Genomic DNA, 21266 nt, shown 5'->3' with positions numbered 1-21266 from the left:
TTGTGAGTATGTTTTTATTTCATAATAACATATAGTTACTTCGGAGAATGAACAGCTGGCTCAAAAGGACATCTGGCGAGTGGTACTTTTGCACCACTACAAGTGGTGCAAATCCACCAAAATTAACGAAATCCGCTGCCCCCTGTATTTCCCTGCAGCTCCATGGATCGGTTTGCCAAGTCCATTGATTTCCCTTTCACCGTTCTTATCCTCTTTTTAGGTGAGGACGAACCCAGAGGAAGGAAAATTGCCTAAAAAGGAAAAAATTAGCGGAGCAACACCCTATGCTTCCAGGCGCTCTCCGACAGCGAATGGCTTATTCGGTCCAAACAGCGGCTGCTCTCCTACCTGATACTGAGGATTGCCGCCTGCTGCTGTATGGTGAGAGCGGTACTGGTAAATCGACGTTAGCGCTGGAACTGGCAAAAATATTCAGCCGGGCTGGACAGCCCTGCTTCTGCCTGAGTGCAGATCCGGGATCGCCGTCCTTCGGAATACCCGGAACCGTTGGTTTGGCGAGGTGGACAGCAGCAGGTTGGCAAACCGGACCGTATGAGGCACTGTGCAGCCTCAATGCGGGCCGATTCCGCCTTCCGTTGGTCCTGGCGGTACGAAAACTTGTTGCCCTCCATACCGAAGGTGTGCTGCTGGTGGATGCTCCCGGAGTGGTCAGAGGAGTTGCCGGGGCAGAACTCTTGACAAGTCTTGCTCACGCCGCTGCGGTTGACATGGTGCTGGTCCTTGTCCGACCCGAAAAAGCAATCCCGCTGGTCAATGAACTGCGTGCTCTTTCCGTTCCAGCCTATTGCATGGATGCCGCCGCGGAATCCTCTTTACCCGGTAAAAAAAGCAGGGCATGTCAGCGGCAGCGTTTATGGGACGACTATCTATCCGACAGTATATCCGAGGTCATTTCCCATGCTGCTCTGCAACTTGTCGGCATGCCCCCTCCTGTTACCGCTCCGGAGCAGTGGCCCGGGAGACAGATAGCATTTCTTGACGACAGCGGTGTACTGTTAATGGGAGAAGTGGTTCAGATCAATCACGATACGCTGCTGGTCAGGGTTCCAGAAAACGTCCCGCCTGATACCCGGCAATTGCTGGTACGTGATGCCCGTCGAGACGAGAAAGGCCATTTGGCTACATCCCAGCCTTTTACGGCCCGTTCCGTTAACGATGCTCCCCCACCAGACATCAAGCCGGATGTTCAGGTCTTCAGCTCTACCGGACCAAGGCCTGTTGTCCATATCGGACCAGCTGTCGCCATGCTGGTGAATGGTGTACTGGGTGACCCCTTGCTTCATCTTCGCCTGCGCAGCCAAAAAAGGAGTATGCTGTTTGATCTTGGAGAAGGCAGCCGACTTCCCGCCAAGATCGCTCACCAGGTGACGGATGTCTTTATCAGTCACGGCCATATAGATCATATAAGCGGTTTTTTTTGGTTCTTGCGTTCACGCATAGGAGATTTTCCTCCCTGCCGAATTTTTGGCCCTCCAGGGGTTGCGGCCTTGATTGCAGCGCAGATGAACGGCATCCTCTGGGACCGTGTAGGTACATTGGGGCCCTGTTTTGACATAGGCGAACTGCATGGTGCCAGCCTGCACTGGTACCGGGTGCAGGCTGGCATTGCGACCACCACCAGCCATTACCGCAAACAGTCGGTGGAGCAGAAGGTTATCTGGCAGGAACCCACCTTTTGCGTTCGCGCTGTCACGTTGGATCACGGCACGCCTGTACTTGCTTATGCATTCGAGCTTTCCCCACGGCTCACTATCCGCCGGGATCGTTTAGCAGCTATGGGATTATCCTCTGGTGCGTGGCTACAGCAACTGAAATATCATGCACAACAGGGCAACCGGGAAGTCCTCCTCGAACTGCCCGATGGCGGCAGCATGGCAGTGGGTAAATTAGCCGATGCGCTCATCCGCGCTTCCGGTGAAGAAAAATTAGTCTATGCCACCGACCTGGCAGATTCCCCTACCAACCGTAAAAAATTAATCGAATTTACCGGCGGAGCACATACCTTTTTCTGCGAAGCCGCTTTTTGCCAACATCACGCATCCCAGGCTGTTCAGACTTTTCACTTGACCGCCAGGGCCTGCGGAGAAATTGCGAACGCAGCCGGAGTAAAACGCCTCCTGCCGTTTCATTTTTCAAAAAGGTACAGCAGCGACCTGCAGGCGGTGTATGATGAAATTCGTATAGTGTGCCCCAATGCGGTGACTTCAGGGTATGCGGAAAAGCTCAAGAAGATATAAGGCGGTGGCATACGCTGCATACTCCACGATACCCTTGCTGGTGGAATACGATGTCGGGCCCGGGCAATGAACGGGTAAGGATGGGCAGGTGGGGGAAAAATGCTGATTGGGGGAACAAGCACCTGCTGCACAAACCGGCTCATGGGCAATCGATATCTTTGATTACATCTTGAATCCGGTCAAAGGAAAATGGTTTCTTCAAAACGCCCCTGGCTCCGGTATTAACGGCCTCTTCCAGTGTTTCATCATATCCCTGGCCAGTGATAATGATGACAGGCAGAGCCGGATGAGTGAGCTGAAGGGTGCGAGTAACCTCGACCCCATTCATCCCTGGCATGCGTAAATCTGTAAATACTGCCAAGTAATTGTTTTCTTTTATTTTCTGCAGACCATCGACACCGTTATCTACCTGATCAACTGCATACCCCAGGAGCACCAGGAAGTCTTGAAGGACTTCCCTTACAATGGATTCGTCATCAATAATCAACATTCTTTTCGGTGTCATGATAGCCTGCTCATGGGTGTGTGTTGGGGTGAAAGCATCGTGGTGACCGCTGGAGAGACTTGGCAGCTGTTTCCCGGACAGTCGCCTCTGAAGATCTTCTTATGCTTTAGTTTATCCTTGATCGATGATGATAACAATGGTGGCTACGAAAAAATTCGGGTCGCCCGCTCAGGTTACAAGTGTTATACCCCTGCATGGCGCTTGGTTGCAGGGATTGAGGTAAAGGCGTATGGATACACGCAGTATACAGCTTCACCCTCCCTCCAGGAAAGAGGGGCAGAGGAAAAATGGTCTCGCTATGCGTGTCCCATAAGTACCGGTGCAGCCATCTTGCAATGCCGCCAACACGTTCCCGATAGCTGAAGCACATGCCACAGGCAGCATGATAGACAACCCAATCACCTCATTCGCTCTCTTTTTCCATGGATATCACTGAACTCTATGAACAATTCTATGAGCTGGTTGCCCCAAGCATGCCGGCTGAAGAAGATGTTGAACGCAGCCTGCAGCCGCTTGTCGGTGAAAATAACGACACCACCATCAAAATCCTCCAACAGGTTCCCGCCCTCTGGTCTGTCTCCTATACACTCTGTTTTTCCTATCTTGCCCACGTGCGGCAGGTTGTACCCTATATTACCCGGGAAAATCTTGATCGGTGGGTAAAAGAACTGCTTGAGCAGTACAACTCACAAGGTTTGTCGGCTGTGCTGCGCCGCATTGAGCAGGCGCACTCTTTCCAGCCTCGGCTGCGCGGCAAAAAAGGGGTACTTTTTGATGATGTACAGGGCCGACTGCAGTTGTACCTTAATGGGCTGGCTGGAAAAGAAATTCCGATTATTGCCGCAGGAACGACCTATACAGACACACAATCCATTTTCGTCCCCTGGGAATTGGATGCACTGGACACAAGGGAAGATATTATTTTTCTTTACAAATCAATGGTCACGTATCAATGGGCCTCACTCAGGTTAGGCACCGTCAGTATTCGTGGGTTTGGAAGAACTGCTGACACCGCGATCCATCCGCTCCAGGATTTTTTTACCACTGGGGCTGACCCGCTCCTGTTGATGCAGTTGTATCATTTTTTTGAAATGGTTCGAACGCTGTCTTACCTGCGCAGGGAACTTCCAGGGCTCATGAATGGTTTTGACAGGATTACCCCCCAGCTGTGCTGCCACCTGTCCCTAGCGGAGAACCAGACAGACCTGATCCATTACCTGCAATGGTGTCTGCTGGGGGGCAAGGTATTTCACGATCATCAATCACCTCTGCTGCAAAGCGTTGCCTACTGGGTTGAGCAATGTGAACAGCAACAGGCACTACGCAGCACCAGTCAGCGTGCTGCCAGCGATGTTGCTGCGCGCCTTACAGATGATCTATTTACATCCTATGAAGCGGAGCCGCTTGTTTTTCAAGGCGAGTTGCGCCTCCACGAGGTCATGACGGCTACAAAACAACGGCGGGCACGAAGGCAACAGCAATTCATTGAAACATTTTCTTCCTATCTGGCAGACTCTCCATCATTTGATCTGACAGGAGAAAGCCTCGGAGAACAGGACGCTTGCAACTTGCTGTCCAGCGACGACCAGGATTCTGCCATTTCCGGCGAGGATACAGATCAACAATCGATGGGAAAGCAAACAACTATCATGGTCGGCGATCAACAGATTCCCCTTAATGAAGAATTGGCAGAACTTGCCGATGACATTGCTGAAGATCTTGGCCAAATACCGGTCCACTACCTGAACTGCGCTGTAGAGGCAGCTGAGCAGGCAAGAAGCTTGGCAGGCACACTCAGTGAGGGCGCTCTGCCTCGGCCGGCAAGGGTCCAATTCACTTATGATGAATGGGATTGTCGCCGCCGCGGGTTTCGCAGGGAATGGTGCGTTGTCACTGAAAAATCGATTCCCAGGGGTGCCTCCTCTTTTGCCCAGGAAACCCTGACTCACTACCGGCATCAGGTCGCCATCCTCAAACGGCAGTTTGAAATGTTGCAAACCACCACCCGATATGTGTATCGACAAAAAGAAGGGGATGATATCGACATTGATGCAGTGATGGAGTCTATTGCCGATACCAGGGCCGGGTACACGCCCTCAGACAATCTCTTTGTTCGCCTGGTACCGAATCAACGAGATATTGCGGTTTTGTTTCTGGTCGACATGTCGAGTTCCACCGAGGGATGGGTAGGGAGAGCCATCAAAGAAGCCCTGCTCCTGATCTGCGAGTCACTGGCAATGCTCAAAGACCGATACGGCATCTATGGCTTTTCCGGAAGATGCCGGTTGGGCTGTGAAATTTTTCCGATCAAGACACTGGATGAACCCTATGGTAACGAGGTAAAGGAACGAATTGCCGGCATATCTCCACAGGATTACACGCGAATGGGACCGGCTATCAGGCATATGACCGCCCTCTTCCAACAGGTTGATGCCCGCCTGCGGCTGCTGGTGATCCTCTCCGATGGTCAACCAAAAGATTACGATGAGTACAGGGAGGAATATGCGATAGAAGACACCAGGCACGCCCTGATTGAGGCCAAGTTTGCCGGCGTGCAGCCGTTCTGCATAACCATTGACGATCAGGTACAGCCGTACATGCGCTACATGTATGGGCCGGCCAATTACATTATCGTCGATGATCTGAAAAAACTGCCACTACGCATGCCTGAAGTGTATCGCACCCTGACCACCTGAAGCATACCCTGAAACATTTCCGGCCCCTGTAGAGCACAGTGCGGAGATCATGGAGCAGCACCGCATTGCTGCCCGTCCTCAGTGCAAAGGGTGGAATTATCTTTATTGCTCCCCTCAACGCCAGTGTCGCACACTTCACCTCAACCCGGAGGTGATTCTATTCCCCAGGTGACGGCACATCATGCCCCTGCACGCGCTGGGCTCTGGTTATTGACTTGGCCCATTCCCTATCCGCCTCCTCGGCGCTGAGTCCATCCTGTTCGGCGCATCGATGGGGAGCGAGTCTCAGGCTGGTCAGGAGGGGAAAATGATCCGAACCGATTGTAGGAAGCCGTTGTATGTGGCGCAGGGTGAAATGGTCGCTGTGAAAGAGGTGGTCCAGGGGCCACCGAAGAAACGGGTAATCAGCGTGAAACGTATTAAACAATCCCCTGCCGATACGTGGGTCGAGCAGGCCACTGATTTTACGGAAAAGGCGAGTTGTTGCAGACCAGGCAACATCGTTGAGGTCGCCGGCCACGATAACCGGATAGCTGCTCGCGGCAACACTGCGAGCAACGATAATCAATTCGGCGTCTCGCTCGCCCGATTCCGGATTTTCTGTCGGGCTTGGAGGGGCGGGATGGATAAAATGCACCCGAACCATATCTCCTGACCTCATCTGCACCAACGAGTGGATGGACGGAACGTCATCCTCGACCAGAAAACTGATTTCCGGCTCGATCAACGCCAAGCGGGAAAAAACATGCATGCCGTAAAGATTATCAAGCGGGCATTTGATGCTGTGAGGCATTTCCGTTGCTATTGCCTTGAGTTGGTCTTCCCACCATTGGTCGGATTCCAGGGTAACCACAATATCCGGACGGTGGGTTCGAACAAGGCGAATCAGGGAAGCGGCATCATGGTTCGGTGTCAGTACATTGGATGTCAGAATGCTGAGCTCATGATGGTGATCGCCCCCCCTGGCTCTTCGGACCTCCTTTGGCCACAGCATGGTATAGGGCGCTATCCACCACAGCTGCCACCCCATGCAGAGTGTGGTTGTTACCAGCATCACCCAGGTAAGGGCTGCGGTCCTCTCAAGGAAAACCAGGTGTGCAAACACCAACATCGCCGCAAAAACGCCTATCTGGAGCCGAGGGAAATCAAGGATACGAACCATCCAGTGGGTACATCGCGTCATCGGCAAAAGCGTTGCAAGGGCGAGCAAAATTGTCAAAATAGAGAGAACTGACACCATTTGTACTTTGATGAACCGGGCTATAGTTAGTTTTGATCTTACATGCAGGGCTTCATCACGCTGCAGACTGAAAAAAGGAATTGGCGCCGCAGCCTCGATATTCGATGGTCTCACCTGTCGTCCACCAGGGCATCAGGTCACCATGCCACGCAGCAACAAAAACCGGTGCACGACAGGAACGGCTAAGGTGATTCAATAACGCACCGGTAAACGGCGTATCAAGGATTCACCAAAGCGCCTCTGCAAGATGGGGTCGTGAGGCATGCTTCCTCAGCGGAGGATTGACGAGCAGAGCTCTTCCAGGGGCTCAAGTGGATCGATCTCTGGGGGACGAAGGCATCCAGCCTCTGTGGACGATACGCCTTCTGCTGCCGAAGACCAGTCAAGAAGCGCTCCCCGGCATGAACCCTCCTGGGAGTGGTATTTTTTTCGGCTATCTGTTCATTTAATAGGCGCTTTTTACCACACCGCCATCCACACGAAGGGCGGCGCCGGTCGTTGCCGATGCAAGCGGACTTGCAAGATAACAGACAAGGGAGGCAACCTCTTCGGGAGATGCGAATCGCTTGATGAGCGAAGTAGGTCGCACTTTGTCAAAAAATTCTTTCTCAAATTCCTCGAAGGTCTTCCCTTCCTGGGCTGCAAGTTCACTGACAAAGTCGCCGACACCTCTCGAATGCGTGGGGCCGGGCAGTACCGAATTCACTGTAATGCCTGTTCCGGCAACGTGTTCGGCCAATCCTCTGGCAACTGCAATTTGTGCGGCTTTGGTCATACCGTAGTGAATCATCTCCGCCGGAATTTGAATGCCGCTTTCGCTTGAAATGAAAATAATTCGCCCCCAGTTGCCTTGTTTCATCGAGGGGAGATAGAGTTTTGACAGGCGCACGCCACTGAGCACATTTACTTCAAAAAATCTTCGCCAGTCTTCATCTGATATTTCTTCAAACTGGACCGGTTCGAAAATCCCAAGGTTGTTGATGAGTACATCCACATGGGGATGGGTTGCCACCAGTCGGTCCGCAGTGTCGGCTAAAGACAAGTCACCACTAAATCCAAGAACCTCGCCCGTAGCCGATAATTCCAGTTCGGAGATTGCGCGCTGCACCGTCTCCTCGGAGCGTCCATTGATGATCGTCCGCGCACCTTCCTGGGAACATGCTTTTGCTATGGCAAAACCGATGCCTGCACTGCTTCCTGTTACCAGGACGGTTTTATGTTCGAGCTTGAGATCCATATTGTCCTCCTTGTCGCGGTTGAAATGCCATCATGCTCGTCCACCAGGGGCGGCCGTTTCCCGGAAAAACGGGTAAAAAAGATACCATGGCACAGAGGGTAACAAGGTGCATGCACTGCGTAGCCAAGGGGTAAAACGTCTGCTCAACATCGCTTGGGTTTTCCGGCGTTGGTTGCTTCTCGCCACTGAACCCGCCAATTAAGCCTTTGGCTGACACCTCCACCCCGGCGTTTCCGCACTGCTGGCCACGATTTTCCCCTCAGTGCCCATGACCGGAAGCTCCACTGTCGCATCATCCCGTCAGCCAAAGGTGGGATTCCTAGAGCAGTGCTGGTAGAGGTGCAGCAAGCCATGGGTAGAGAGCGTTTCTTAGTTTCTACCCCGAACCCTCTGCGCTGACAATGTCAAATCAGCAAATATCGTTCTGTCCCCTCCGCTTAAAAAAGGCGTGCAAAAGGCAATGGGGATGCGTTGTTTTTCTCAGCAACGATTTATCCGCTCCAAACGTCAGTGTGCCTTCACGCAAAGAGGTCGAGAGAAAAAGAATCTCTTTTCCACTGGACATTAACTTAAACCATTTTGTAAATAGTTATTGCTAAGCTATTGTAAAAAAATGCTTTTATTTGTTTATATAATAGATAATTTTGGCCGCCTGTGCTGAGAAAATTTCTTGTTGACAATTATTAACCCCTCTTTTATACAGGGAGTCATCGCTAGGGGTGCACGCTCTGCTGAGAGGAATTTCTCCAACCCTTAGAACCTGATCCGGGTAATACCGGCGAAGGGAAGCGGCTGATACATACTCTGCAAAATTTACAGATTTTCTGAGCCTTTCAAGCCACTTGCCTTCTCCATAGGTGAGTGGCTTTTTTATTTTGAGGAACAGTGATGCAACTGCAGATCAACGGCGAACAGACAACTACAGGGGCCGTTACCATTGAAGAGCTGGTCAGGGAACTGCAATTAGAGAGCAGCTCCCTGGTGATTGAACACAACAGGCAGATTATTCGACAGGAGCAGTGGCCTGCTGCTCTGCTCAATGAAGGCGATGTACTCGAATTGCTAAACTTTGTCGGTGGAGGGTGAGTCATGGATGATCAGGGAGTAGAGCTCGGTGGGGTAACCTTTACCAATCGGCTTTTTACCGGTACCGGAAAATTTGCCGCTCACAGCCAGATCCCGGCCATGCTTGCGGCCAGTGGTTCACAGATGATCACCGTGGCCCTGCGGCGGATTGATATCGGCTCACAAACCGAAAATATCCTCGACAGTATACCTGACACAGTCACCCTCCTGCCCAACACCTCCGGTGCCCGCACGGCTGAACAGGCCATCCGGTTAGCACGTATTGCTAGAGCGGCCGGCTGTGGTGATTTCATTAAAATTGAAGTGATCACCGATGCCAGGTACCTAATGCCAGATAATTACGAAACCCTTCGAGCCACAGAGATTCTTGCCAAGGAGGGATTTGTGGTACTGCCTTATGTTCTGCCCGATCTCCCCCTGGCCAAACGGCTTGAGGATGCTGGAGCAGCAGCGGTCATGCCCCTGGGAGCGCCTATCGGCACCAATCGAGGATTGGAAACCAAACCTCTGATTGCCATGTTGATCGAAAACTGTCAGGTGCCGGTAGTGGTGGATGCCGGTATCGGTCTTCCCTCCCATGCAGCTGCCGCCATGGAGATGGGCGCTGATGCCGTCCTGGTCAATACCGCCATTGCCACGGCCAGCGATCCGGAGGCCATGGGCCGTGCCTTTGACCTGGCTGTCCGTGCAGGCCGGACAGCATTTAAGGCAGAGGCTGCAGGGAGGAGTACCGAGGCTCGTGCATCATCCCCATTGACCGGATTTCTTGCATAAATTCCCGGCCCCAACCTTTGCCCCTTCTCGTTTACCCTGGAGCTCAATGTGACCTTTTTGGACGTGCTGGACCACTATAGGGATTTTTCTTTTACCGGTTTTTTTGATCAGGTGACAGATCGAGATATCGAGCAGATCGTTGCCAGGGACTCACTCAAACCCATCGATTACCTGGCGTTGCTCAGCCCTCGTGGTGCAGATCACCTCGAACTGATGGCTCAGAAGGCCCAGCGTTTAACCGTACAGTACTTCGGAAGAACCATTCAACTCTTCACCCCACTCTACATCTCCAATTATTGTTCCAACCAGTGCACCTATTGCGGTTTTAATACCACCAATACCATTAGCCGCCGCAAGTTGACCTTTGACGAAATTGAGCAGGAAGCACGGGTGATAGCGGCAACCGGGATGCAGCATCTGCTGTTATTGACTGGCGAATCACGCCAGGCGACCCCGATGGAATACCTTACCGAGGCCGTAACCCGACTTAAACGGTACTTTGCCTCGGTCTCGATCGAAATATTTCCCATGGAGGAGGATGAATACCGCCATTTACAGCGAGCCGGAGTCGATGGCCTGACCCTTTTTCAGGAAACATATGACCGGGATACCTATGATAAGGTCCATCTTGCTGGTAAAAAGAAAGACTACTGTTTTCGCCTGGCTGGTCCGGAGCGGGGAGCACGAGCCGGCTTTCGATCGGTCAATATCGGCGCCCTCCTCGGCTTGGGGGAAAAACGAAGCGAGATATTTTTTACTGGTCTCCACGCCGCGTACCTGGACAAAACCTACCTGGACACAGAGATATCGGTCTCCCTGCCACGTTTCAATCCGGCCGAGTGTGCCTTCACGCCCCAATACCCGGTGGATGACAAGACTTTTGTCCAGTTTTTGCTGGCATTGCGGTTGTTTTTGCCACGTGCCGGAATCACTATCTCTACGCGGGAAAATCAGCATATGCGTGATAACCTGATGCAGCTGGGGGCCACCCGTTTTTCTGCGGGAGTCAGCACCAGTGTTGGTGGCTACAGCCAGCATGAGTCGCAAGACACCCCGCAGTTTGCAATAACCGATGAGCGTAGCGTCCGGCAGGTGGCCAACGCAATTGCGGCTCACGGCTATCAGCCGGTATACAAAGACTGGGACGATATCAGATGAAAATAGGCATTGCCGGAGCCGGTGGAATAGGCTCCAATGTCGCCGCCAATCTGGTACGCAGTGGAATCACCAGGTTACGGGTCATTGATGATGATCGTGTTGAACCCTCCAATCTGAACAGACAGTTCTATTTTCTCGATCAGGTTGGTCATTTCAAGGTGGAGATGCTGCAGCGAAACCTGGAACGAATCAATCCTGAAGTACGGGTGGAAAGCTTAATCGAGCGCATCACGCCGGAAAATATTGACCGTCTTTTTACTGGCTGCGACACCATTGTTGAAGGGCTTGACCGGCAGGCTGATAAAAAAATGCTGCTGGAGAGTTTCGGGCTGTCCAAGCAGCTGGTGGTTTCGGCCAGCGGTATAGCCGGGGCTGACCTGACACCCATTACCTGTAAACAGATCGGCAATACTCATATTGTTGGAGATTTTATCACAGACTGCAGTCATGCCGAGCTCTGTGCACATAAAGTGATCGCTGTAGCCGCTCGGATGACCGCCATTTTACTCGCCTCAGGAGCGCCAGATGATTAAAAAGCAAACCATTCTTCCTGCCGGTATCTACGGCATAACCGCAGAACGATTTTCCCGTGGCAGGTCCAATATCGAAGTAGCCGAAGCGATGCTGCGAGGTGGCGTCAAGGTGCTGCAGTATCGGGAAAAACGGCATCAGAAAGATTACCGTGATATCCTTGAAGAGTGCCTGGCTATCCGCGAGCTGACAAGGCGATACGGAGCGACCTTCATTGTAAATGATTTTGTTGATATCGCCCTGCTCGTTGACGCTGACGGGGTCCATGTAGGGCAGGAGGATCTGCCGGTAGAGGCGGTTCGCCGCCTGCTCGGCCCGAACAAGATCATCGGCCTTTCCACCCACTCCGCGACCCAGGCGGAGAAGGCCCAAGAGGTGGGTGCAGACTATATTGGCGTCGGTCCCATATTCGCCACCCAGACCAAGGAGGATGTCTGTGCAGCAGTTGGGCTGGAATACCTGGAATACGCTCTTGCCAATGTTTCTCTGCCCCTGGTCGCCATTGGCGGGATTAAACAGCACAATATAGGCGAGGTAGTGAGTCGTGGTGCCCGAACCATCTGCCTGGTGACGGAAATTGTCGGCGCTGACGATATCTGCCAAACCGTCAAAGAGATACATCGTTTTCTTACCACCTAGATTCAACGTTTTCTTTCACTCATTCCATGGAGGCCTTGAGATGACCACCTATACCACCCAGATGGATGCAGCCCGCCGGGGTATCATCACCCCCCAGATGCAGGATGTGCTTGCCAGCGAAGTTATCACAGAAACCGACCTGCTGGCCAAGGTGGCTGAAGGGAAGATTGTCATTCCGGCAAATACCAATCACTCCAATCTTGTCGGATGCGGGATAGGCAGCGGCCTGCGAACAAAAATTAACGTCAACCTGGGGGTGTCCGAGGACTGCTGCAATGTGGAGGCGGAGTTGGAGAAGGTACGCCGCTCGGTTGCCCTCAAAGCCGATGCCATCATGGACCTGAGTACCTTTGGTGATACCCGTACCTTTCGCAAACGAACCGTGGAAATCTGTCCGCTGATGATCGGCACCGTGCCGGTATATGATGCCATTGCCCGCTACGGAAAAAAGATGGATGCCATCACGGTGGATGACTTTTTCGATGTTGTTCGAATCCATTGCGAAGACGGAGTCGACTTTTTGACTATCCACGCAGGACTTAACCGTACCGCTGTCGAACGGTTGAAAAATAATCCCCGCCTGACCCATGTGGTCAGTCGCGGCGGCTCCCTGCTACTCCACTGGATGGATGTCAATGCTGCGGAAAATCCCTTTTATGAACACTATGACCGACTGCTCGAGCTTTGCCGTCAGCACGATGTTACCCTGAGTCTGGGCGACGGCCTCCGGCCAGGCAGTCTGAACGATGCCACCGATGCCGCTCAAATCCAGGAGCTAATTGTCCTGGGCGAATTGACCAAGCGTTCATGGGAACAGGACGTACAGGTCATGATCGAGGGCCCTGGTCATGTACCGCTTAACGAGGTCGTTTCCAATATGCAGCTGGAAAAAAAGCTGTGCCATGGCGCGCCCTTTTACGTGCTGGGACCTATCGTCACCGATGTTGCCCCAGGCTACGATCACATCACTTCTGCCATCGGCGGTGCGCTTGCGGCAACCTACGGAGCAGATTTTCTCTGTTATGTGACTCCGGCCGAACATCTCCGCCTGCCGGACCAGGACGACATGAAGGAGGGCATCATTGCATCACGGATCGCCGCCCATGCCGCCGACGTGGCCAAAGGTATTCCCCATGCCATTGACTGGGACAACCGCATGAGTCAAGCGCGCAAGGAACTGGATTGGGAAAAGATGTACGAATTGGCGATAGACCCGATCAAGGCTCGTGCCTACCGGGAGTCTTCACTGCCTATGGACAAATCGGTATGCACCATGTGCGGAGACCTGTGTGCAGTGAAGCGCAGCAGGGAAATCCTGGAACGGGTATAGTTTGTTTTTTGGTGCGCACCCCTCTGTTTCCCGAGCGGTGCGCATAAACATTATGCTGACGGTCTCTCGTCCTCTTTCAGGTTTTTGCTTTCCAAACCCGTGCTAAAAAGGCGTCTCTGCCAGATCCGGTTCGGTAAAACCTATACCTGGTGGGATTGGTCAGGTGGTAATCCTGATGATACTCCTCAGCCGGATAAAAGGTTGATGCCGGCAAAATCGCGGTGACAATCGGTCGTTGAAAACGTCCGGAAGTGTCCAGCTGTTCTTTTGACTGTTCAGCAAGCAGCCGCTGCTCATCAGTGTTGTAGAAAATAGCCGTAGTGTAGCCATGACCGCGATCAGCAAACTGCCCGCCGAGATCGGTGGGATCTATCTGCCGCCAGAAGACGTCCAGCAGCTGCTGGTAAGAAACTTTTTCCGGATCATAGGTCACTTCCACCACCTCAAGGTGACCGCCACCATGATAGTCCTGGTAGGTCGGATTTTCCGTCGATCCCCCGGCATATCCAGCAACCACATCTTCCACCCCTTCCAGCGCGTCAAAGGGCCCCTCCATACACCAAAAGCAGCCACCGGCGAACATCGCCTTTGCTTGTTTTTTATCAGGTGCCATTAGGTCTTTCTCCTGTAAATGGGTCGCAATCACCCGCCGATCCAGTGTATGCAAAGCCGTAATCGACGCGTTTCCCACAAGGCGGCTCCAAGCCGTCTATTACTAATAATGTGCATTGAACCCAGGCTGACAAGGAGTGGTGGCGCTTATTCTTCTTTACTGAAGCCGGGGAGCTCGGGAGTGTTGACCGGTTCTTTTCGGGGAGTCCCGGTAAGATTGCTTACGCTGCGCACTACGCGGTTGGACACCCGCTTCCCCTTGGCAGCCGGCCCCTTGATCAGGTGGTCACCAAACTCCACCTCCAGGCTGTTGTACTTGGCCCTGGAGGAGGGGACCAGGCTGACTCTGGCCCGCACATCCGCATCGCCGGTCTCAAGAAAGAGAATGGCCGATCGTTTATGTTCGTCAAAGAGGTGGTATTCGCGGTTGAGGATAAACTTGGGTGTGGTAAACCGCTTGATGTAGGTAAGGTTTTCGCGACCGTTGCGATAAATGAGGTTGAAGGTCTGTTCGGGCTGAACCAGGCCCATCCAGACCAGGTCGCTGCCGATAAAAAGTTTCTCCGGCACACTGATGACCTTGTACATCCCGTTTTTGAAGATAAGGAGGATGCGGTCATATTCAGAACAGGTTAATTCTTTGTCTTTTCGTTTGTTTTCTACTTTCAGCTTTGAGCCGACAAATCCGTTGTCTTTTTGGTAAACCAGATGGAGGTTGGAGAGCGCGGCAGCGCGGGCATCGACCTCACCCAAGGTACCCAGGGTACTTCTGCGCGGATACTGGGGACCATATTTTTCCAACAGAGCGCGAATGTAGGCAATGGTGAACCCCACCATGTCCTCGAGATCCTTTTTTATCCTGTTGATATTTTTTTCGATCTCCAGGAGCTCTTTCTGTTGCCGCTTGATATCGTACCGGGATATGCGGCGTATTTTTATTTCCAACAACCGTTCGATATCTTCGGTAACCACCTTGCGCTGCAGTTCATCGGCAAAGGGCAGCAACCCCTCGCGGACGACACCGATAACCGCTTTATAGCTGGTTTGCTCCTCTATCTGCTTGTAAATGCGCTCCTCGATAAATATCTGTTCCAGCTTACGTGCGTGCCATTTCGCCAGGAGTCGCTCCAGTTCTAATTCCAGTTCCCGCTGCAGGCTGGCAACCAGTCTATCCGTGTTCCTGCGTAGAGCTTCTTCCACGCCGATCACCTTGGGCATGTTGTCCTCAATGGCGATCAGGCTGGGCGATACGCTTATCTCGCAATCGGTAAAGGCATAGAGGGCATCAATGGTTTCTTCGGCATGAATGCCCCGGGGCAGCTTGATTTCAACTTCCACCTTTTCGGCCGTATAATCGTTGACCGAGGAAATTTTCAGTTTTTCGCTTTTGGCAGCCCGCTCTATGGATTCAATCAGTGTGTGGGTGGTGATGTTATAGGGGAGCTCAGTGATATGAATGGTCTTACTGTCTGGCTGTTCCAGTTTGGCCCGGCAACGTATGCGGCCGTTACCGTGATTGTAGTCACTGACATCAATAATGCCTCCCCGGGGGAAATCCGGATAGAGCGTAAATTCCCTGCCCTCCAGGTAATCTATCTGCGCCTGTAGCAACTCATTGAAGTTATGGGGCATTATCTTGGTCGCCATACCCACGGCAATGCCTTCCGCGCCGAGCAGCAGCAGCAGCGGGATTTTAACGGGCAGACTGACCGGCTCCTGCATTCGACCGTCATAGGAATCGATGAACCGGGTCAGTTCCTTGTTGAACAGGGTCTCCAGAGCCAGCGGGGTCAGGCGGCATTCGATATACCTGGCAGCCGATGCCTGGTCTCCTGTATAGATATTGCCGAAGTTTCCCTGGCGGTCGATCAGGTAGTCTTTATTGGCCAGGTTTACCAAAGCGGCAAAAATCGACTGATCACCATGGGGATGGAGCTTCATGGTCTCCCCGACCACGTTGGCCACCTTGTGGAAACGCCCGTCATCCATGTTATACAGGGTCTGCAGCAGTCGCCGCTGCACCGGTTTCAGGCCATCGTCCACATCCGGAATCGCCCGTTCCCGAATAACATAGGAGGTATACTCAAGAAAGTTTTCGTCAAAGAGCTTGTGCAGTTTGCCTCGTTGACGCTCTGCAGACTCACTCATGCCGGCTCCAGTTTGAGGTGATCCATGATGTACTGTCTTCGTTCAGGTGTATTTTTTCCCATATAAAATTTTAGCACCCGATTGACTTCTCCCAGCGAATCCATCCTCACCTGCTTAAGACGCATATCCTCACCGATGAACTGCTTGAATTCCGGCGGAGAAATCTCTCCCAGCCCTTTAAACCGGGTGACTTCAATCCCTTTGTCCCGCTTGCCCTTGGCCTTGAGCCTGGTGAAGGCTGCTTCCATTTCCTGATCAGAGTAGCAGTAGATGGTCTCCTTTTTGTTGCGGACCCGGAAGATAGGGGTCTCCAGGATGTAGACATGACCGAGTTTGATCAGGGGTTCAAAATAATGAAGGAAAAAAGTCAACAGCAGGTTACGGATATGCAACCCGTCCACATCAGCATCAGTGGCAAAGATAATCCGGTCGAAACGCAGGTTGGAAATCGACTCTTCGATGTCCAAGGCACGCATGAGCGAATACATTTCATCATTTTTATAGAGCAGGTCGAGCCGCTGGCCATACACATTCATCGGTTTGCCTTTGATGGAAAACACCGCCTGGGTCATGGGATCGCGTGAACTGACAATGGAGCCTGCTGCCGATTGTCCCTCGGTGATGAACAGCATGTTTTCTTTTCCCGCTTTAGACGATTTTCCTCGTGAGGGATGATACTTGCAGTCTTTGAGCTGAGGAATTTTGAGGGCGACTTTTTTGGCCTTGGCCTTGGCCTCACGGCGGACCGACTGCAGCTCACGGCGAACCTTTTCATTTCGCTGCACTTTGTCGAGCAGCATTTCCGCTACATCCGGATGCATGTAGAGAAAATTGGCTACCGCATCTTTGGTGGCATTGACAATCCCTGAGCGAATATCGGTATTGCCGAGTTTATTCTTGGTCTGTGATTCAAAAACCGGCTCCTGCACCTTGACCGCGAGCACTCCCACCAAACCATCACGGACATCCTGACCACTGAATTTTTTCCCACTAAACTCATTAACTCCCTTGAGAAACCCTTCCCGAAAAGCCGACAGATGGGTTCCCCCCTCACTGGTGTAGGTCCCGTTGACAAAGGAAAAATAGAGTTCCCCGTAATCATCGGTATGGGTAAAGGCAAATTCCAGTGCTTTTCCACTGAAGTGAACCGGTTCGTAAATCCGGTTGCTGTTGACCTCTTTTTCGAGAAGATCCTGTAATCCTTTTTTGGAAAAGAACTCGGTGTCATTGAAAAACAGGCTGAGCCCTGCATTGAGGTAGGCATAGCGCCACAGTCGCTGTTCAATAAATTCGTGATCAAAGGTATATTCAGGAAACAACTCAGGATCAGGAGTGAATTCTATCAGGGTGCCGTTTTTTTCCGAAGTCTCCCCTTCCTCCTCCTCCACAAGCGTGCCATGATCAAAAATTGCCCGCTTGAACCTGCCGTCACGAAAGGCGCAGACCGTAAATCGCGTGGAAAGCGCATTTACCGCTTTGGTTCCCACACCGTTGAGGCCAACCGAAAACTGGAATACATCAGTATTGTACTTGGCTCCGGTATTAATCACGGAAACACACTCAACCACCTTGCCCAGAGGGATACCCCGACCGAAATCCCGAACGATGCAGCTGCCGGAAGGCTGGATTCCTATAGCAATCCGCTTGCCATACCCCATGATAAACTCATCCACCGCGTTGTCCACCACCTCCTTGAGCAGGATATATATTCCATCGTCGGGGTGACTGCCGTTGCCCAGCCGTCCGATATACATTCCCGGTCGTTTGCGGATGTGTTCAAGGGAACTGAGTGTTTTTATTTTTGATTCATCGTACTGGTGAGTGGACATAGGCTGTATGCAGAAAGATGCTCAATGGGCTGAAGAAACAAAAACTCACGGTCTTTGGGCAGTGTGTTTTCAGGGTCGGGTGTTTGCGATATATCTGACTATTCCATCATGTGCACCCGCTCGCAGTCGGGGCAAATCCAGGTTGGTCCGTTGCTTATCCCCCATTTATTCTCCTCAAAGCATTCCGGACAGATCTGAAAGCCGCAGGTGCAGCTCCAGCAGAAAGGCTTTTCCTGTTTACAGCAATGACATTTAAATGGGGCGCGGCGGCGTCTTCGTCTGCTGGTGGAAGGGGTACTCTTCATTGTATTTCGTCCGTGGTGACCTCGTCGCTCATGGGCGCTTTCAGGAGTCTTGCTCTTCAGGCAAGGGGCGAAGGGTCTCCCCCAGCCACTGCAGGTAGGGATCGGCTCCATCGGTTATCGGCAAGGCAATGATTTCCGGTACGTCATAAGGATGGGCTTGTTCCAATGCCTTGCGCAACAAGGGAAAAAGAAGGCTGTGGGATTTCATGGTACAAAGGTATTCCCGGTCGTGTTCAATTTTTCCTTGCCACTGGTAGACGCTGGAACAGGAAGTGATCTGTACACAGCCGGCCAGCCGCTCCTCCACGGCCAAGGTTGCGAGCGCTACAGCCTCGGCTTCTGTGGTTACCGTTGTCTGTACTTGAATATATCGAGTCACTGTTTACACCTGATCAAATACCTGTTACAGAGTTTCAGGGCATCGACGGTCGGAAAAACCGGATGCCCCGCGCAGAAACATAGTACCAATCTCGGGCAAAAAATACAAATATTGCCCCGGTAAAGCAAGCTGTGGGAGAGAAAATGCTATTTACGGTTGATGTAGGTAATTCGCACACCGTCAGCGGGGTTATACACAATGATACGTTCATTGCCAACTGGCGGCTCCAGTCCAACCAGGACCGAACTGCCGATGAACTCGCTATACGCTACAATGCCCTGTTTCAGATGGCTAAAATCGATCCGTTGCAGATTACCGGTTTCATCGTCTCTTCGGTGGTGCCGACCCTGGAAACAAGTTGGCTGAATTTCGCCAAAAATTACCTGATTGAGCTGCGACATCCGCCTCTGGCAGTTAACCACCTCCTCAACCTGGGCGGCCTGAAGATTCACATAGAAAATCCCGCCGAGGTGGGCGCAGATCGCATCGTTAATGCGGTGGCGGCCTGGGAACGATTCCATTCAGCCTTTATTGTGGTCGACTTCGGTACAGCAATCACCTTTGACTGCATCAACAGTCGGCACGAGTATCGTGGCGGAACCATTCATCCGGGAATCGGCATTTCCCTTGATGCCCTTGCATCGCGTACTGCGAAGCTTCCCCGTCTCGACATAGACGTTACCCCTGAAAATCCTATCGGCACCTCCACTGTCAAAGCCATCCATTCCGGCATGCTTTACGGGTTCGGCGGACTCATAGATAGGATGATCGACATCCTGGGAAAAGAACTGGCACCAGATCAGGAAGAGGTGAATACGATCGCCACAGGAGGCATGGCCGATATCATCATGCCCTACGCCCACTCATTGAATATTGCCGACACCCATCTGACCCTGGTCGGCCTCAAACACCTCTACTCCTTGAACGCCCAATGACAACGTCACGTCCCTTGCTCCCTCCCAGGCTTCGCAAAGGCGATACCATCGGCCTCTTCTGCCCCGCCGGTCCTCTGCGGCATACCCGGGAGTACGAACAGGGCATTGCCCTGATCCGCAATCTCGGGTTTCACTTCCTGGTCGAAGGGGCGTTGGAAAATTCCGGGCACTATCTCGCTGACACGGATAGTGCCCGAATAAGCGCGCTCAACACCCTGTGGGAGGATGATCAGGTTCAGGCAATAATGGCGGTTCGCGGGGGATTCGGCTGCCTGCGCATGTTGCCGGGAATCGACTGGAAACGACTGCGCCGCCATCCAAAACTGTTGATCGGATTCAGTGATGTCAGTGCCCTGATCAGCGGTATGGTGCAGCAGGCCGGAATAGTGGGAATTCATGGACCGGTCCTCACCTCACTGCCCTCGATTAATGAGAGAAGCCTACACCAGCTGTTTGCCCTGATGACCGGTACAGCCGAAGACACCATCTTCTCCGCCGAAGTGGAAGTGCTCCGCGGGGGGACGGCAACTGGTCGTTTGCTCGGCGGCAACCTGACCACGCTGGTGCATCTTATCGGCACTCCATGGGAATGCATCTGGGACAATGCTATCCTTGTGCTGGAGGATACCGGAGAAAGCCTCTACCGGATTGACCGTATGCTGACCCAACTTGCACTCAGCGGTCGTCTGGAGCGAATAGCCGGTTTGGTTTTAGGAACCTTTGATCCGGGCACCCCGGATCGGCTGGAGACGATCCGGCTCCACGAGCAGGTATGGCATCGGGTTCTGGAGCTGACAGAAGGTCCAGGCTACCCGGTATGGGGAGGTTTTCCAGCTGGGCATCAGGAGGCCAATACAGCCCTGCCGATGGGTATGGAGGCCACCATGGACGGTCAAGGCGGAAAGCTGCGCCTTCATCCGCAGTCGGTACAGGTACTGTAACGAGAATCAATGGTCAAACGCTATCTGCTCACCATATTCGCTTTTCTTCTGTTGCTCTGCGGCTACGCATTGACCCTTGTCCCCCTGCTGGTTGTTGAAGCAGGGCTGAAGTCACAGGCCGCCATGACCGCTTACGGGCTGTGGGGGGGGCTGGTCTTTGTTTCCCTCTTGCCTGTGCTGAATATGCTCCTGAAAAAAATCTGGTTTTTTCGCGGCATGGGAAAGACGGTTCCTCTTGCAACCTTGAAAAAACAGCTCCTTGCAATAAACGAAGTGCAGGGACCCGTGCAGGTTCGGGAGAAAAAGAACCGTTTGATCGTCACCTGGCACGTCACAAGCCCCAAGTGGTGTGAATGGATGAACCGCCACGGGATGAACCGGCTCTACGAACTTCACCTTCGCTTTGATAGCGCCACGAATACGGTAGAGACGGTCGATCGGGTCCGCTCCCTGCAGTTTATCGATTGCCCTGAAAAGGTCAAGACCGGGTTCTTCAGTCGACCGAAACCTTTCTTGCAGGTCGGTCTCGGCAAACAGTGGGGAGTGGAAAACTACAGGGGCAGAAATCCAGAGGAATATTCTTATCACTCAAGGGAGATCAAGTCGCCGGTAGTCGGCACGCTGCTAAAAAACGGCTGGAATGTCCGTTTCTGTTTTTTTTAA

General features: G+C 52.5%; 18 protein-coding genes and 1 riboswitch. Of the genes, 11 read left to right on the top strand and 7 right to left on the bottom strand.

From position 1 onward, the window contains the following. Positions 1-284: 284 nt before the first annotated feature. Complete coding sequence (locus ACZ52Z_RS03900) at positions 285-2258, top strand: Clp1/GlmU family protein (protein WP_464269451.1); 1974 nt, start codon at positions 285-287, stop codon at positions 2256-2258. Between the two features lie 139 nt (positions 2259-2397). Here ACZ52Z_RS03900 and ACZ52Z_RS03895 read toward each other — a convergent pair whose 3' ends face one another. Beyond that, complete coding sequence (locus tag ACZ52Z_RS03895) at positions 2398-2763, bottom strand: response regulator (RefSeq protein WP_464269450.1); 366 nt, start codon at positions 2761-2763, stop codon at positions 2398-2400. A gap of 422 nt (positions 2764-3185) precedes the next feature. Here ACZ52Z_RS03895 and ACZ52Z_RS03890 point away from each other — a divergent pair, with 422 nt between their 5' ends. Further along, on the top strand, positions 3186-5459 hold the full coding sequence (locus ACZ52Z_RS03890; protein ID WP_464269449.1) for a nitric oxide reductase activation protein NorD: 2274 nt from the start codon (positions 3186-3188) through the stop codon (positions 5457-5459). A gap of 157 nt (positions 5460-5616) precedes the next feature. Here ACZ52Z_RS03890 and ACZ52Z_RS03885 read toward each other — a convergent pair whose 3' ends face one another. Next, positions 5617-6699, bottom strand: a complete 1083-nt coding sequence (locus ACZ52Z_RS03885) for an endonuclease/exonuclease/phosphatase family protein (protein ID WP_464270752.1) — start codon at positions 6697-6699, stop codon at positions 5617-5619. A 445-nt stretch (positions 6700-7144) separates the two neighbouring features. Next, entirely contained in the window at positions 7145-7936 is a 792-nt protein-coding gene (locus ACZ52Z_RS03880; RefSeq protein ID WP_464269448.1) for an SDR family NAD(P)-dependent oxidoreductase, read from the bottom strand. Positions 7937-8641: 705 nt separating this feature from the next. Further along, a riboswitch (TPP riboswitch) is annotated at positions 8642-8740 on the top strand. 84 nt (positions 8741-8824) lie between these two features. Here ACZ52Z_RS03880 and thiS point away from each other — a divergent pair. From thiS to thiC, 6 genes are read left to right on the top strand one after another with little or no spacing between them, the layout of a single operon-like run. Continuing rightward, positions 8825-9022, top strand: a complete 198-nt coding sequence (gene thiS / locus ACZ52Z_RS03875; RefSeq protein WP_464269447.1) for a sulfur carrier protein ThiS — start codon at positions 8825-8827, stop codon at positions 9020-9022. 3 nt (positions 9023-9025) lie between these two features. After that, on the top strand, positions 9026-9796 hold the full coding sequence (locus tag ACZ52Z_RS03870; protein ID WP_464269446.1) for a thiazole synthase: 771 nt from the start codon (positions 9026-9028) through the stop codon (positions 9794-9796). A 48-nt stretch (positions 9797-9844) separates the two neighbouring features. Then, positions 9845-10954, top strand: a complete 1110-nt coding sequence (gene thiH, locus ACZ52Z_RS03865; protein ID WP_464269445.1) for a 2-iminoacetate synthase ThiH — start codon at positions 9845-9847, stop codon at positions 10952-10954. Continuing rightward, entirely contained in the window at positions 10951-11487 is a 537-nt protein-coding gene (gene thiF / locus ACZ52Z_RS03860) for a sulfur carrier protein ThiS adenylyltransferase ThiF (protein ID WP_464269444.1), read from the top strand. The genes thiH and thiF overlap by 4 nt, the downstream gene beginning before the upstream one ends. Continuing rightward, entirely contained in the window at positions 11480-12124 is a 645-nt protein-coding gene (thiE, locus tag ACZ52Z_RS03855; protein ID WP_464269443.1) for a thiamine phosphate synthase, read from the top strand. Before thiF ends, thiE begins: the two co-directional genes overlap by 8 nt. A gap of 40 nt (positions 12125-12164) precedes the next feature. Further along, a complete protein-coding gene (thiC, locus tag ACZ52Z_RS03850) occupies positions 12165-13454 on the top strand; it encodes a phosphomethylpyrimidine synthase ThiC (protein WP_464269442.1) in 1290 nt (429 codons plus the stop codon). A gap of 76 nt (positions 13455-13530) precedes the next feature. On the opposite strand, the gene msrA is transcribed toward thiC, so the two are convergent. The 4 genes from msrA to cutA all read right to left on the bottom strand — a co-directional run bounded on the left by msrA (position 13531) and on the right by cutA (position 18727). Beyond that, positions 13531-14067, bottom strand: coding sequence for a peptide-methionine (S)-S-oxide reductase MsrA (msrA, locus tag ACZ52Z_RS03845; protein ID WP_464269441.1), 537 nt, complete (start codon positions 14065-14067; stop codon positions 13531-13533). Positions 14068-14213: 146 nt separating this feature from the next. Continuing rightward, positions 14214-16214 (bottom strand): DNA topoisomerase IV subunit A, encoded by a 2001-nt coding sequence (locus ACZ52Z_RS03840; RefSeq protein WP_464269440.1) that lies wholly within the window; start codon positions 16212-16214, stop codon positions 14214-14216. After that, positions 16211-18043 (bottom strand): DNA topoisomerase IV subunit B, encoded by a 1833-nt coding sequence (locus ACZ52Z_RS03835; protein ID WP_464269439.1) that lies wholly within the window; start codon positions 18041-18043, stop codon positions 16211-16213. Before ACZ52Z_RS03835 ends, ACZ52Z_RS03840 begins: the two co-directional genes overlap by 4 nt. 345 nt (positions 18044-18388) lie before the next feature. After that, entirely contained in the window at positions 18389-18727 is a 339-nt protein-coding gene (gene cutA / locus ACZ52Z_RS03830) for a divalent-cation tolerance protein CutA (RefSeq protein ID WP_464269438.1), read from the bottom strand. Positions 18728-18870: 143 nt separating this feature from the next. On the opposite strand from cutA, the gene ACZ52Z_RS03825 reads away from it, so the two are divergent. The 3 genes from ACZ52Z_RS03825 to ACZ52Z_RS03815 are packed head-to-tail and all read left to right on the top strand — an operon-like array spanning position 18871 to position 21266. After that, on the top strand, positions 18871-19662 hold the full coding sequence (locus ACZ52Z_RS03825; protein ID WP_464269437.1) for a type III pantothenate kinase: 792 nt from the start codon (positions 18871-18873) through the stop codon (positions 19660-19662). Next, positions 19659-20603 (top strand): S66 peptidase family protein, encoded by a 945-nt coding sequence (locus ACZ52Z_RS03820; protein ID WP_464269436.1) that lies wholly within the window; start codon positions 19659-19661, stop codon positions 20601-20603. Before ACZ52Z_RS03825 ends, ACZ52Z_RS03820 begins: the two co-directional genes overlap by 4 nt. Before the next feature lie 9 nt (positions 20604-20612). Next, positions 20613-21266: a hypothetical protein gene (locus ACZ52Z_RS03815; protein WP_464269435.1), complete on the top strand. Its 654-nt coding sequence runs from the start codon at positions 20613-20615 to the stop codon at positions 21264-21266.

The organism is Desulfogranum aggregans (genome assembly GCF_055398265.1).
Note: the sequence above shows the minus strand (reverse complement) of the source record. Positions and strands in the feature narration are given on the sequence as shown.